This is a genomic window from Psychrobacter sp. AOP3-A1-26, from assembly GCF_052378235.1.
In the GTDB taxonomy this organism is placed as follows: Bacteria; Pseudomonadota; Gammaproteobacteria; order Pseudomonadales; family Moraxellaceae; genus Psychrobacter.
In genome coordinates, this window is record NZ_JBQSXN010000007.1 from 17,256 (window position 1) to 32,942 (window position 15,687).

At 43.0% G+C, this 15,687-nt stretch carries 11 protein-coding genes; 8 read left to right on the forward strand and 3 right to left on the reverse strand.

Features of this window, described 5'->3' with window-relative positions:
• Positions 1-158: 158 nt before the first annotated feature.
• The 5 genes from ACT3TU_RS02540 to ACT3TU_RS02560 all read left to right on the forward strand — a co-directional run bounded on the left by ACT3TU_RS02540 (position 159) and on the right by ACT3TU_RS02560 (position 7,521).
• On the forward strand, positions 159-539 hold the full coding sequence (locus ACT3TU_RS02540) for a RidA family protein (protein ID WP_192524482.1): 381 nt from the start codon (positions 159-161) through the stop codon (positions 537-539).
• Between the two features lie 62 nt (positions 540-601).
• Complete coding sequence (locus ACT3TU_RS02545) at positions 602-2,965, forward strand: primosomal protein N' (protein ID WP_192524483.1); 2,364 nt, start codon at positions 602-604, stop codon at positions 2,963-2,965.
• Between the two features lie 116 nt (positions 2,966-3,081).
• Positions 3,082-4,272: a cation diffusion facilitator family transporter gene (locus ACT3TU_RS02550; RefSeq protein ID WP_192524484.1), complete on the forward strand. Its 1,191-nt coding sequence runs from the start codon at positions 3,082-3,084 to the stop codon at positions 4,270-4,272.
• A gap of 580 nt (positions 4,273-4,852) precedes the next feature.
• Positions 4,853-5,557, forward strand: a complete 705-nt coding sequence (locus ACT3TU_RS02555) for a hypothetical protein (RefSeq protein WP_192524573.1) — start codon at positions 4,853-4,855, stop codon at positions 5,555-5,557.
• Positions 5,558-5,634: 77 nt separating this feature from the next.
• A complete protein-coding gene (locus tag ACT3TU_RS02560) occupies positions 5,635-7,521 on the forward strand; it encodes a monovalent cation:proton antiporter-2 (CPA2) family protein (protein WP_192524572.1) in 1,887 nt (628 codons plus the stop codon).
• Between the two features lie 25 nt (positions 7,522-7,546).
• Here the strand turns inward: ACT3TU_RS02560 and ACT3TU_RS02565 are convergent, their stop codons facing one another.
• Positions 7,547-8,476: a DUF2628 domain-containing protein gene (locus ACT3TU_RS02565; protein ID WP_192524571.1), complete on the reverse strand. Its 930-nt coding sequence runs from the start codon at positions 8,474-8,476 to the stop codon at positions 7,547-7,549.
• A gap of 235 nt (positions 8,477-8,711) precedes the next feature.
• Between ACT3TU_RS02565 and trmB the strand changes: the two genes are divergently transcribed.
• The 3 genes from trmB to ACT3TU_RS02580 all read left to right on the forward strand — a co-directional run bounded on the left by trmB (position 8,712) and on the right by ACT3TU_RS02580 (position 12,925).
• Positions 8,712-9,512: a tRNA (guanosine(46)-N7)-methyltransferase TrmB gene (trmB, locus tag ACT3TU_RS02570; protein WP_192524570.1), complete on the forward strand. Its 801-nt coding sequence runs from the start codon at positions 8,712-8,714 to the stop codon at positions 9,510-9,512.
• Positions 9,513-10,693: 1,181 nt separating this feature from the next.
• A complete protein-coding gene (gene recA / locus ACT3TU_RS02575) occupies positions 10,694-11,752 on the forward strand; it encodes a recombinase RecA (RefSeq protein WP_192524569.1) in 1,059 nt (352 codons plus the stop codon).
• 39 nt (positions 11,753-11,791) lie between these two features.
• A complete protein-coding gene (locus ACT3TU_RS02580; protein ID WP_444783996.1) occupies positions 11,792-12,925 on the forward strand; it encodes a regulatory protein RecX in 1,134 nt (377 codons plus the stop codon).
• Between the two features lie 43 nt (positions 12,926-12,968).
• Here ACT3TU_RS02580 and ACT3TU_RS02585 read toward each other — a convergent pair whose 3' ends face one another.
• Positions 12,969-14,426, reverse strand: a complete 1,458-nt coding sequence (locus tag ACT3TU_RS02585; RefSeq protein ID WP_192524567.1) for an anion permease — start codon at positions 14,424-14,426, stop codon at positions 12,969-12,971.
• Between the two features lie 364 nt (positions 14,427-14,790).
• Positions 14,791-15,537 (reverse strand): YidB family protein, encoded by a 747-nt coding sequence (locus ACT3TU_RS02590; protein WP_192523074.1) that lies wholly within the window; start codon positions 15,535-15,537, stop codon positions 14,791-14,793.
• Positions 15,538-15,687: the final 150 nt, after the last annotated feature.

Below are 15,687 nucleotides of genomic sequence, written 5' to 3' on the forward strand. Positions count from 1 at the left end.
AGAATAAGCGTGAAAGTCTCTGCTGCTTAAATATTATGTGAAAGCAGGGATATTTAATTTTTAGCTTTATAAAACTTTAATAGCATTAAAGTCTTCTGCTAACCTCTTAGCAAGTAGAGTCAGCACATCAAACACCAAAAATACTACAAGGATATAATATGAGCCGTCAAACCATTCAAACTGATAAAGCACCCGCAGCCGTTGGCACTTATTCACAAGCCGTCAAAGTTGGTAATACTGTTTATATCTCAGGTCAGCTGGGCTTCGACCCTGAAACTATGGAGTTAAGAGAGGGTTTTGACGCACAAGCCAAGCAAGTATTTGAAAACATTAAAGCCATCTGTGAAGCGGCTGGTGGTAGCTTGAAGAATGTGGTTAAATTTAATGTCTCATTGACCGACTTAAATGACTTTGCAGCATTAAACGAAGTATTCATGGCCAATTTAAGCGAGCCATATCCTGCTCGTGCTGCTGTTCAAGTAGCAGCATTGCCTAAAGGCGGTGTGGTTGAGATTGAGTCTATTTTGTATATTGAATAAGTCTATTATAGATGTTGCGTAAATATTAATATTTTAAGTTGAAGAATAATAAGCTTAGCATCATGCTAAGCTTATTGGTTTCTATCTGTTTATTTCATCTTACCTTAATCATTCTGCGAAGCCCTTTTATGTTGGTACAAGTTGCGTTGCCCGTACCCCTTTATCGGGTATTTGATTATAGTTTACCGGCAGATATCAATACTTTGTCGAATGACACATCAATACAGCCACCGCAAATTGGCAGCCGCGTCGAAGTATCGTTCGGTCGCCAAACGTTAATCGGTATCGTCGTCGCTCATATTGCTGAAACTGAGAGTAGCGTACCCCGCAACAAACTCAAACCTATTAATAAATGCTTAGATGCTGAGCCAATTCTAGGTGCCAGTATGTTAAAGCTGGCTCATTGGCTGGCGCGTTATTATCACTATCCTCTCGGCGATGTCTTAGCCGTTATCTTGCCAAGCTTAGTGCGTCAGGGCAAACCGCTAGATTTACTTATTACCCATTGGCGAATTTTGCCTCATATCACTGATGACGACTTTCGTGCCAATGCAAAAAAGCAAAAACAGCAGTTCGATATGTTAAAACTGCATGGTGAACACGGCGCGAGTGAAGATGTACTGCTTTTAGAAGGGTTGCAGCGCACCTTTTTAAAGACACTAGAAGATAAAGGGCTAATTGAGCGCTATATTCAGATAAAGCAAGCGCCAGCCCCTGTTAAACTCGCCACAATGCCGCTTGACCTCAACGAGGAGCAACAACTTGCCGTTGAGGCTATTGTTACCGCGCATAAATCTGAGTCTTATACAGGGTTTTTATTAAATGGCATTACCGGCAGTGGTAAGACCGAAGTCTACCTACAGGCGATGCAGGCGGTATTGGAAGCTGGCAAGCAAGTGTTAATTCTAGTGCCCGAAATTGGACTGACACCGCAAACACGCGCGCGGTTTGCCAGTCGCTTTGCCGCTAATATTGTCTTATTACATTCAGGTATGAATAATACCCACCGCTTACAGGGCTGGCAAGATTGCCGCACTGGTCATGCACAAGTCATTATCGGTACGCGCTCAGCAGTGCTCTATCCATTTGCAAACTTAGGGCTCATCGTCGTTGATGAAGCGCATGATGGCTCTTACAAGCAGCAAGATACGCTGCGTTATCATGCTGCTGATGTCGCGCTTTACCGAGGCCTGCAATATAATATTCCAGTTGTGCTTGGCACCGCCACCCCGTCTCTTGAGCATCTAAAACTGATCGATGATGGTAAGCTGGTGGAGTGTCAATTACAAACTCGCCCCGGTAATGCAAAGCCTGCAACCATACAGCTCATCGATGCACGCTTGCAAAGCACCCATCAGCAAACGACGGACAATGGCACGCGCTATGATACAGGGCTGACCGATGCACTTATCGGGGCGATACGACAAACCCTAGAAGCCGGTGATCAGGTATTGATATTCTTAAATCGTCGCGGCTATGCGCCAGTGTTATTATGCGAGGCTTGCGGTTGGCAGGCAGATTGCCCGCGCTGTGATGCGCATTTAACCGTTCACTATGGCAGCCAAGCTCAGCGGAGCAGTTATTCAAGCAACTCTTATTTAAAATGTCATCATTGTGACTGGCAGGCTTATATTCCGACGGCTTGCCCTGATTGTGGCAGTCAAAATCTCGATGCCAAAGGTATGGGTACCACAAGGCTCAGCGAAAACTTGCATGCAATTTTTGCCAACCCGCAAACCAGTAAAGAGCTGTATCCTATTATTCAAATCGATCGCGATACCACTAGGCGTAAAGACAGCTGGGAAAATATTTATCAGCGTATCAATGAAGGCACGCCTGCCATATTAGTCGGCACGCAAATGGTCGCCAAAGGTCATCATTTTCCCAATGTCACGCTGGTTTGCTTACCCAACGCTGATCGCGGCTTTTTATCCGCTGACTTTCGCTCGCCTGAACATACTGCCCAATTGATGATTCAAGTGGCGGGACGTGCAGGACGGGGAGACAAGGCAGGTCGCGTACTGATTCAAACGTTGCAACCCGATAATGAATTATTATTAAAGCTGGTCAAGGATGGTTATCTGTCGTTTGCTCGCGAATTGCTGCAAGAACGCAGGATGATGGGGCTACCTCCTCATAGCCATGCTGCACTGATACGCTGTGAAGGCAAAACTCTTGCCGCCACTACCCAAGCGCTAAAAGATGCGATTGCTAATCTACCAAATGGCCATAATTTGGCCGTGCTTGGCCCTATCGATGCACCAATGAGCAAAAAGAACAGCCGCTACCACGCCCAGCTTTTGCTGCTAGGTAAGAATCGACAGCAATTACACCAAGTATTAAGCCAATGGTGGCAACCCGTACTTGCTCTGCCAAGCGCTAAATACCTTAAGCTAACGTTAGATATTGACCCTGTCGGTTGGTAACTCTTAATGATCAGTTATTAAACGCTAAGTAAACCCTAAGAATGAGATATGTCATTTCACAGTGTTTAATGCCATTATAAAAGTCAATTTCACTTTCTATCATCCTGAGTGTTGCTATGAATCAGAACCATCAAGAACCTAAAAAAAACAGCCTTTCTCAGCAGAATGATTCGGCTAATAGGCATCAACACGTTCAGAAAAACGAGGAAAACAACTACTCTTCAGACACCCATCATGACCATGACGAACATTTAGAACAAACAGTCGCTCCGCGAGATACCAAAGGCTATCAACGCACCTTATTGTTTAGCTTTCTGATTATTACTGGCTATATGTTTGTCGAAGCCATTGGAGGCTTATTGACGGGCAGTTTAGCCCTACTGTCCGATGCAGGTCATATGCTAAGTGACGCGATCGCACTTGGCGCTACCTTGATGGCATTTAAAATCGGCGAAAAAGCAGCCACCCATCAAAAAACCTATGGCTACAAACGTTTTGAGATATTGGTCGCGACCGTCAATGGTGCGACGCTGGTTATTATTGCTTTAATGATTTTTTATGAGGCGATTAAACGTTTTAATTCACCGCCAGAGATTGCCAGCCAAGGTATGCTCATCGTTGCCACTATCGGCATGCTGGTCAATATCTTGGTCGCTTGGCTGATGCATCGCGGCAGCCGTAGTGGCGATGGACATAATCATGGTTCACATAAAGATAAACATGAGGCGAATGATGCCAAATTAACAAGCGACGCATCGGATAACAAACAGCCTGTTAATCTCAATATGCAAAGTGCCTACTTGCATGTATTGAGTGATTTAATGGGTTCGGTTGCGGCTATTGTAGCCGCGCTATTGATGATGAGTTTTGGTTGGGTATGGGCGGATGCGGCAGCATCAGTGATTGTTGCAATACTTATCATGTTTAGCGGTTACCGCGTGGTGCGTGATTCCGTACATATCTTAATGGAAGGTACGCCAGAAGGCATATCTTTGGTCAATGTTGAAGAAAAACTGCTTGCCCACCCACAGGTGCAGCAAGTTCATGACCTGCATGTTTGGAGTATTACCAGTGGTTTAAACGCCTTATCTTGCCATGTGGTGGTCGATGGTGAAATGAGTATCCACGAATCAAGCTTATTGATTGCCAGTCTGGAACAAAGCCTGCTTGAGCTTGGCATTCACCATGCCACGATTCAAGTCGAAAGCTCCTCGCATCCGCAAACCAATACCCATAGTGATGCCCTAGTTTGTGATATCTCAGAGCAAGCTGTTGAGGGCAATAGTCATATCGGGCACAATCATTAAAATATAAGGTAATAATAAATCTAAACCTCATCAATTATGGGTCAGGCCTAACCAAATCATAGAAATAGCATACTATAAGCCACAGTAACCACACTACTGTGCTTATCCAAATACCAAGACCTACCCCCAATAGACTTATTCTAATCCAGAAATCTAAGGCACCATCCATCACTTGCGGCAGATAAGCAGGCCCCATATTTGAGGCCATAACCAACCACAACCCAAGTATCAGCCCTACTCCTGCGCCAATAACTCTCAATATTATTCTAATAAAAACTTTCAATGAGTAACGCCTTTCATGATATTTGGTTAAAAATGCTAAACGCTTATTTATAAGAAATGATTTTGTAATAACTCATGCCACGCCGCCTATTTATAGATACAGATGACACTTAAAAAAGTAGATTCGGATAAATAAAAAAGACTTTATTGTGTATGAGCTTATATCACGCTGATTTTTAGCATTGTAATAGCATGTTAAAAATGATGGGAAATTTAGACTCGCCGCCATATCTTTAATATAAATTCTGTATACTTAAGACTTAAAGCCTCACTCATAACCAATTGATGACCTTCAGCCATGTCTAGACGTTCAGCACAATTTGTCGCCCCAGACTATATCGACGACCCCACTTCAAAAGACGGCAAAAAACACGCCAAAGTTTTGCTGTCAACGCTGCAAGAAGACATTGCCAGCTTTCGAGATGAGCAATTCCCGCCTGATATCTTACGTCAAATCCGTGATATGCCTATTTATGAAGGCAATTTAGCTGAAGTCCAAGCATACCAGCAACATTGGCATAACCTGCTTGAGCGGGCGATGGCATTTTATCCCGCTGCCAATCTGCCGCCCGACTACCTGCCACTGCCAGCCAGCCTTGAGATACCACAGTTTATCTATCATGTTCAAAGACTACATCTGACCAAGACCCGTGCTAAAGAATCTAAAAGCTTTGGCTCGGTTGGTGCACTCACAGATAAATGCGGCGATTATAACGCTGATGACATTGAGCGTATGGCAGCCGTGTTTGATAACGATGATGAAGCGCGTTTGGTCGCCCATCGTGAGTTTATCGATCTACGCGCTTATGTTTTTTGCCGAGATAACAAGGGCGAGATGCTAGAGCCTGAACGAGTACGCTTTTATCGTACTGGGCTTATCGTCCATGCTCTGCCCGACTTTAAAATCGTAGACAGTCGGCAGACACCTCGTAAGCGCCGTAACGATGCTTATCGTAATCCGCTAGCAGATAATGGCGTGTGGAAGATTTATCGTAAAAAATAACCTATGCTAAAATAGTTTTTATTATTGTTATAATCTTGCTTCACTGCTTATTTTATTGTTCTTGCTAAGGATTCCAGATGCTCGCTGCCGCCGCCGGCTCACCAAACTTAATGTTACAAGCTACGATTTTCTTGGGAGCAGCGCTGCTGTTTGTACCACTGGGCAAGCGCTTTGGTATTGCAACAGTCTTAGGTTATCTCATCACTGGTTTGATATTGGGCCCTAGTGGTTTAGATGTGGCGGGCGACGCTGAGAGCTTATTGCATTTTTCTGAGTTTGGCGTCGTCATGCTGCTGTTCATTATTGGACTTGAGCTACAACCCTCACGACTCTGGGCGCTACGCCGTTCGATATTTGTGTTAGGTGGTTTGCAAGTCGGATTGACTGGCACGCTATTGATGTGGCTATCACACCAGTTTTTTGCCTTGCCACTCGATACCGCCTTTATCGTTGGTTTTGGTCTGGCCCTTTCCTCTACGGCATTTGTACTACAGATATTGACTGAAAAGCAACAATTATCGAGCACCCATGGTCGTGAAGCATTTACTATTTTATTATTCCAAGACATTGCTGTTATTCCCTTATTGGCTATCATCCCCTTCCTTTCAGGCGTTCGCGAACAAAGCTATGATTTGATTTATTTTGGTAAAGTTTTTGCTGTTTTTGCCGGTTTGATTTTCTCTAGCCGTTACATTGTTAGACCATTTTTCAAGTTTGTCGCCTCAAGCGGTGCCGCAGAGCTACTGACTGCTGTGGCTTTATTCATCGTCATGGGCGTTTCTATCTTGATGGAGCAGATTGGTCTATCGATGGCATTAGGGGCATTCTTGACTGGCGTCTTGCTAGCAGATTCTGAGTATCGCCACGAGCTAGAGGCCAGTATCGAACCGTTTAAAGGCTTGCTATTAGGGCTGTTTTTTATGTCGGTCGGCATGCTGACTGATGTCAAACTCATCTTAGCTAAGCCTATTTTTATCATCGGCTGTGCGATGGGGCTGATGTTTCTTAAATTCGGCGTTCTTACCGCGATTGCAAAAGTATCCGGTAATCGTTGGCCGACCAGTATTCGGCTGGGCGTTACGCTTGCTCAAGGTGGTGAGTTCGCCTTTGTTTTATTCAGTGTGGCTACAGCGCAGAACGTCTTGCGCCCTGAGCTTGCCAATACCCTAAATCTTGTCGTGACGATTTCTATGGCGTTCACACCACTGGCATTTTTGTTATTAGAAAAAATTGGTGAGCCATTATTTGCTAAAGGTAAACCCAGTCGCGAATATGATACGATTCCAGACCATGAACATCAGGTAATTATTGCTGGTTTTGGGCGCGTTGGACAAATTATTGGTCGAGTGCTACGTATGCACAATATCGAGTTTACCGCCATTGAGCGCTCAGCAAATCGCGTCGATTTCGTCCGTAAATTTGGTAACCAAGTCTATTATGGCGATCCGAAAAACCCTGAGATACTGCGCGCGGCTGGTATCAAAAAAGCCCGCGTCTTTATTCTCGCCATCGATGATTTAGAGCGCTCTATTACCACTGCTCAATACCTGCGTAAAAACTACCCAGACATGATTGTCTTAGCTCGTGCGCGTGACCGCCAGCATTACTATCGCCTGCGTGAGGTGGGCGTCCGTCATATTTGGCGCGAGACCTATTTGTCATCGCTAGATATGTCGCGTGAATCACTACAGCTGCTCGGAATTTCACCAGAAAAAGCCCGCGAAACGGTACAAACCTTCCGTGACTACGATGACGATTTGATTGAACGTCAGCAAGCGATTTATGATGATGAAGCCAGCATGATTGAGTCAGCCCAATCCGCGATGGCAGAGCTTGAGAGCTTATTTGACGAAGATATCGATAAAGCCCGTAAAATGGATTTGAGCGACTTTTATGATGCGCTAAAAAGCCAAGCGACACCAGTTGATGAAAAAGACACTACCGCTACCGACCCCAAAGTTTAAAAGAGCTGTTAATCCGTTGAATAATTCAATCCGTTGAACAATTTGGGGGCGCTAGCTTTTCATTTAACGAGCTGGTGCACTGCCAGCTATCGCTATCTTTCACATGATAAAAAACCACTGTTTGCTCATTGAGATAACGCAGTGGAAACTTAACATTCTGAATCGTTCCTACAACTGCGCAATCTGTTTTGGGCACGCCCGGTACTTGAGTATCAATACGCACCTTAATCTGCGGATCCTCTATGTCAAATGGCAAATCAACCGGACACTGCTCAGTCTGTTGATAAATCACAGCCACACGGTTTTGCGTCGTTTTGGTGATGTCATAAGCATTGAATAACACCTCATTGGCTTTCGGCTTCGCGATAATAGGTAAAAACTGCACTTTAATGACCGTTAAAGCAAAGGCGAAAAATCCAAAGCCCAATGCCAAACCAAACAAACTAACCCCGCCTTCTCGACGCAAATGTGCTTTTTGTCTGGCCTCGTCTTGCGGATAATCTTCAATAACATCGGCAATTTCACGTCGCGCCATTCGATAATAATAAGCGTCGGTCCAGCGTGCCACCATAAACGACCAAAACAGCCAAATCACCGCAGCGATACCTACTCGTACTGCCATTTGATAAGCATCGGGTATATAGGACATCGCTACAAATTCAAACGTGACCAGCACAATGGCAACGTTAAGCTGAATAAATGACCAGCCTGCCACACTATACACAATCGCATCCATATAACGCTTACGATAGAGCAGCCAAGGAAAGGTGACAAAAAATGCCGCCCAATGCCATTTTGGCGATAGATAGCCTTGCTCATCAAACTGCTTAAAGCGCTTAAGATAATAACGCTGACTACGATGACTAATGAACCATTTATCTAATTGTTCACGTCTGGTAGCAGTCAGTTTTTGTTGATAAAAAGGGGGCGGCGAATCCGTCTCGATAAATAACATAGTGATAAGCCTTACTTGCTATTAAGAAAAAATATGACCTCGTCATATTTATTATATGATAACGCCAAAACCCCTGTATAGGACAACAAAGTATAGAACTGCTAAACGATAAAAAATACATGCTAAAAAGATTGAGTAAGTTAAAACCACTAAAAAAGCAATGTTCGTTCACAGCTGTATAGATTTCACCTATAATAAGCGTATTCCACCCATTTTATTAAGCCTTGCCCATCCTATGAACCAACATCCTGATATCCATGATAACGTCAATAGCACCAACACTAATGAGAATGACAGCCCCAAAAGTGAGTTAGCGACTGAAGACAGTAAGCATATTCGTATCGTCAATACCTTTATGAAACGGCGCACGCATATGAATAAAAATGCCGAGCTGGCACTGACTGCGCCAGAGTTTGCGCATTACCTTGTCAATAACAGCTTCGGTGATGGCAATCTGGATGGTATTGATGACTTGCGCGTGCTATTTGCAGATACTCCTAACGGTAGTGATGCCCCACTTACTCTGGAGATTGGTTTTGGTCTCGGTGATTCATTTATCGAGATGGCAGCAGCTGAGCCTAAGCGTAACTTTGTGGGCGTCGAAGTTCATGAGCCCGGTATTGGTAAATGCGCCTATATGGCAGGTACGCAAAATTTGAGCAATGTAAAAATCATCAATGGTGATGCCATTCAATTGCTCAAACAGCTACCAGAAAACCATATCGATCGCATCCAACTCTACTTCCCCGACCCTTGGCAAAAAAAGCGCCACTACAAACGCCGCTTCGTTAGTCCCGAACGTATGGCAATCGTGACTCACAGCTTAAAGCAAGGCGGCTGGTTCCATACTGCCACTGACTGGGAGCATTATGCATTTTGGATGGTTGAGGTTTTAGATGGTTTTACAGGCTTAACCAACCAAGCTGGTGCGGGCAACTTTACCGACCGTCCTGACTTTCGTCCAATGACTAAGTTTGAGCGACGTGGTTTAGAGCGTGGCCATGGGGTATGGGATTTAATCTATATTAAAGACTGACACTGACAGCACAATTTTATGATTTTACTATAGCGGCACATTTATGTAGCCGCTTTTTTGTACTCACCGATAAACCAACTGTCACTTTACATAAGGTATATTTGATAAAATCTCAGCCATACCCTTTATTGCAGAGGTGTTGAGAGTATTTAATGATAAAAACTGATAAATTATTTATACGTGAAACATCGTTATCAGCATGCAACTTTTTGATAAAAGCCTGTATATATAAGCGTGTAAATCGTATTACAGCGTCAGTCTTAAATATTAACTATCTGCGCAAGCATTGATACCATAAGGGCTTCATGAGTTCTCCCCATAAGCTGTGGATAACCCTGTGTATAAGTCGCTACTTGACAAGAATATCCCTAGGCAGCTTAAAGGGTAAGGTAAAATCGTTCATTTTTTATACAATTTAAAAGTGGTTAAAAATCAAATACTTGAACCAACTATAGAAACATTTATAATTACTTTTTAATTATTTTCAAAACTATTTTATAACTAGCGATGTTTCACAACTGATAAATAAAATACTTTTATTTGTTGTGGACAACTTAGTAGTCTATTGACAAACAGCACCATTCTCCTGTCCGAAATTACCATTTAAGCCATCAAGTATTTATACAAATACTTGATGATATGTCATACGACATTGGTTGTCGTATGATGTCATCCAACTCGCTATTTAACCCTTGGTTTTTGTTATAATCACCTTATCTACTCAACAGCGCTATTACAAATCATAGAATGATTGACCAGCATAATAAGCTCAAAAGTTCACATAATAGCAGCTAATTATGAACTTATTTTTACTTTTCTCATTGTTTATTTTTACTGTATAGTAAGGTGATATATCCGATACCACTGTCTAAAATCTTATATTACCAATAACGCCAAATTTACTCGAAACACCGTAGCTTACTATAATTGATGCGATTTAAAACCAATGCGAGTGCTACTAAAGTAAACATTTCGCAGCCTCTGTCACGCTTGCGAACAGCAAGCAAGAAAAATTTATAACAGTAGCACGTGGCTATTTACTTTATTACAATCACATCGACTTTATTTAGAACTGCCTATATTTAAGTAATCAGCAGCATTGAGTAAGCAGTTTTTACAGTACCAATTATCGTAATTATACTTATTATTCTGAATAAATTATTTATAACAAGGAGTCCTTTATGGACGAGAATAAAGCCAAAGCGCTTAAAGCCGCCTTAGGTCAAATAGAAAAGCAGTTTGGTAAAAATACCATCATGCACTTAGGTGATGATGCTGCGATTATGGATGTTGATGTCGTATCAACGGGCTCATTAGGCTTAGATATCGCGCTGGGCATTGGCGGTCTACCAAAAGGTCGTATCGTTGAAATTTACGGCCCTGAAAGCTCAGGTAAAACCACCATGACCTTACAAGCGATTGCAGAGTGTCAAAAACAAGGTGGTACTTGTGCCTTTATCGATGCTGAGCATGCGCTTGATCCTGTTTATGCGCGCAAGCTCGGTGTCAACACCGATGAATTATTGCTTTCTCAGCCCGATAATGGCGAGCAAGCGCTTGAAATTACTGACATGCTAGTACGTTCAGGGGCAATCGATATGATCGTTATTGACTCGGTCGCTGCTTTGACACCGCGTGCAGAGATTGAAGGCGAAATGGGCGACTCACATATGGGTCTGCAAGCGCGTCTAATGAGTCAAGCACTACGTAAAATTACCGGTAACGCCAAACGCTCCAATTGTATGGTAGTGTTTATTAACCAAATCCGTATGAAAATTGGTGTTATGTTCGGTAGTCCTGAGACCACGACGGGTGGTAATGCGCTTAAATTCTACGCCTCAGTACGTATGGATATTCGCCGTATCGGTGCGGTCAAAAACGGTGATGAAATCATTGGTAACCAAACCCGTGTTAAAGTCATCAAAAATAAAATGGCACCACCATTCCGCCAAGCTGAGTTCGAGATTACTTACGGCGAAGGCACCAATCATTTAGCCGAAGTCATTGATTTAGGCGTTGAGATTGGCGCAGTTGGCAAAGCAGGCTCTTGGTATAGCTATGGCGATGAAAAAATTGGTCAAGGTAAAGCCAATTCTGTGCTGTTCTTAAAAGAAAACCCTGCTATAGCTGAAGAGATTGAAAATAAAGTTCGTGCCGAAAAACTTGGGGGCAAAAAAGACAGCAAAACCGAAGATAGTGATGACGCCAATAAAGAGCAGACTGCTGAACCGGTACAATAACCGTGTCTTCTTAACCATTTTAAGTAAGCATGACTTATTATGAAAATTAAAACCTTAGCTGAAATACTCGCTGAATCGGATACCGATTCAGCGAGTAGTATTAATGACCAGGTCAAAAAAGCCAAAAAGCCTATTCAGCCATCTAAACCCTCTAAGCCTTCTAAACATTCATACAAAGACGCTTCCAAAAAACACAGTAAGACCAACAAGCGTTTAAACGACTCAGCTGAAAAGTACTCCTTAGACAATGATTCTATCGTTGATATAGAGTCAACCAATTCACCCTCTTCTACTCCCAGCAAAACTTCCAAGTCTAAAAAACGTAAGAAACGCTTTCATCCAGCTGCTAACTTTACTCCTGAGCCCAACCATGCCCCTGCTTATCAACCGCCAAAGGCACAAAGTATTAAGCAAATGCTGGCTGAAGTTAAGCAGCACGTTCATGGCGATAAAAGCGATAACGACGCGGAAACTGTAACTAATGACGAGCAAAATACTGAAAGTGGGGAGCAACTGCCTACGCTAACGGTGTCTAGTGCTAGTGCTAGTGCTAGTGAAAACGTTAGCGAAACTGACAACCTCCCCGCTGCACTCAAAGCTTATTTGCGCACACCAGAGCAACGACAGGCAGAAATTGATGCCATCAAAGCTGAAAGCCGCTTGCGCTGGTTGGCTTTTTATTATCTATCGCGCCGTGAGTATGGTAAAGCTGAGCTGAAGCAAAAACTGCTCGACAAGGAGCAAGACCCAGAAAAGATAGAGGCGCTACTTGAGGAATTTGAGGAAAAAGGCTACCAAAGCGACTACCGCACTACCTTAATGCTTATTCGTGAAAACATCCGCAAAGGTCGTGGCCGTGGCCGTATCAAGCAAGAGTTCTATAATAAAAAGATCGCCATGCCAGGTAATATTGACGAGCTCATTGATATGGCTAATACAGAATCAGAGGAGTTTCGCGACTTTGTAGATGATAGCGCGGACAATCTAGTCGATGGCGTAGATTGGCTCAAATTAGCAGTGACCGCCCGTACCAAAAAGTATGGTAACGACATACCGACTGAGCAAAAAGACAAGGCCAAACAGCTTCGTTTTTTACAGTATAGAGGCTTTAATACCGATATCTGCTTTCAAGCACTCAACTATACATTAGAAACTCTAGATGAACGCTTTTAGTGCCAGTTTGAGTGCCTGTAGTTATAAGCAGCTTAATCGTGAATTAATAGTAGCCAAGCAGCTTCCACCAAATCAGACCGGCACCAATCCAAACCACCAGATTGACCACACTCATGATTGCCCCGATGCTCCACCATTCTCTTAACGTCACATAGCCTGAGTTAAAAATAACGGGTGCGGTACCAGTTGCATAATGGGTAAGGGTCATCATAATATTGCCTGCTGCTGCCAAAATCAGCGCATATAACATTGGCGGTGCACCTAAGCTTAACCCTACTGCATAAAAAGCGGCAAACAGTGCAGTAATATGAGCGGTAGTACTGGCAAAAAAGTAATGAATATATAGATAGACTAAAGTCAAAATAACCACAGCGCCGATCCAACCAACACCTATCACTCCAATCATCGATTCGATGTTACTTGAGAACCAGCCAATTAAACCCAGTTTATTGAGGTAAGACGCCATCATAATAAGGGCACCAAACCAAATAATGGTATCCCACGCAGATTTTTCTTTAAGCACATCATCCCAAGTCAATACGCCAGTCAGTATTAACGTCGTTAACCCTATAAAGGCGGTGGTGGTCGCATCGACACTTAATTGCTCACCGAAAATTAGCGCAGGAATATTTGCCCACAGTATCAGCATCAGTGCAAAGACACCTAACATGATTTTCTCTTGTGTGCTTACATGCCCCATTTCTGTTAAATTATCTTTGGCAAATTTTTTCGCATCGGGGGTTACTTTGACATCGGGTGGATAAATCAAATAAATCACCAATGGCATTAATAATAAACACAGCATCCCTGGTATAAACATCGCAACAGCCCACGTCGTCCATGTTAGCTGAATCTCACTACCCGTTGCTTTGTTGACCAAATCTACCACTAACGGGTTTGGTGCAGTAGCCGTAATAAACATACCGGACGTAATTGGGTTAGCGTGATAATTGACCATCGCTAAATAACGGCCTATTTTTTTCTGCGTGCCTTCTTCTGGCGTCGAGTGAAAGCTCTGGGCAATCGACTTCATGATAGGGTGAATGATACCACCACCACGAGCTGTATTAGAGGGGGTAATCGGTGCGATCATCAACTCTGCGGCGGTCAAAGAATACGCCACTCCAATGGTTTTTTTACCAAAAATAGAAATAAAATAATAAGCGATACGTCGACCTAAACCGGTTTTTATTAACCCCCGCGATATCATAACGGCAACACCAATCAGCCAAATTAGGGGGCTTGAGTAGCTTGATAATGCATCGCTGATGGCTTGTTTTGGACTGTCGTTAGTCACACCCGTAAGCGCAACCAAGGTAACGGCAATAATAGCAATCGCGCCAATAGGTAAGACTTTACCAATGATGGCGACAATGGTGGCAATAAATAATGCCAACATATGCCAAGCTTCAGGCGTCACCCCAGTAGGTACTGGGATAACAAACCAGATAATAAGACCGACTAAAATCGCAAGTGCTGCAGGAATAGGCTTAAATGGCATGAGTCATATATCCTTATAAAGTATTTATACCCTCAGTTATCGTTACCTTTAAGGTAAAGCATCCTCAAATTAACAGCTTTTATAAAGTAGTACTAAATAAATTATACAGTTATCATAATAATTTCAAATCTATTTATGGTGTTTATTCACTACTTTTAACATATTTATACTCTGTTCAAAATGAATAAATATAGGTTTGATGGTGCTTGAATATGAAAAATGCACCCCATTTCCTGGGTGCTTTTACCGTTCCATACATTTCTATGAGCTTGTTTTATAGCATTAAAAAAACAAAAAAAGAGCACATAGATATGTACTCTTTTTTATTTTTATCACTTTAAAATAATGAATAGAAAGAATTATCCTACTTTAATGCACCCAATCGGCTTGATAGCTGACTAATAATTTGATCAACTTCTTGGTTAGCCTCAGTCTCATTATCCAAGTTACCATTCGGCGTTAGTTGGTTCATGATCTCGGGCAGTAACTCAGCCAATCCTTGACGTACTTCTGTATCGTTAGCACCTGTATGAGCAGCGACTTGCTGGATTTCACTGTCGTCAAATAAGCGACTGATTTCGTTTGGATCAAGGTTGTCATTGTCTTGTTGATTACTCATCCACGACTTCGCTTGGTTTTCATAGCCCATGCCAGTAATTTTTGATAATGCACCGCTCAAACCGCCGTTACGTTTGATCCAGTTTAATACCATCGGCATCAATGCAGCAATTAGCATCCCTTTACCGCCGAAGCCAGACTGTCTAGTTTGACCACCCATAGTCTGTCCACCCAATACGCTACCTAATATGTCGCCAAGCCCGCCCGCACCTGAGCTCATATCACCACGCTGACTACTTCCTGTTAAACCACCACCTGTTAGTCCACCGAGAATGTCATCTAAACCAAAACCATTATCGGTTTGACGGTCATATTGGCGAGGATTATAGCCATCCGCTTGACCACCGCTGCCGCCTAATACACCGCCCAGTATATCGCCAAGGCCACCTGTACGACGCGGACTAGTATGTTGGTTGACTGGATTGCGTTGGGCATCTTCTGGATCCATCGCATTACGGGCCACTTGGCTCACTAAATTCCCTAATAAACTCATCATCTACTCACTTTTTTGTCATAGTATTTATTGTTATCTTGCAATATAACAAATCTTTTTCGGCACAGAGATAGGTATTTTGTTATGACATGTAGGTGTTCGTAAATCTATAGAACAAAGGCAGGGTTGATAGGAGTCGAGAGAGTAATG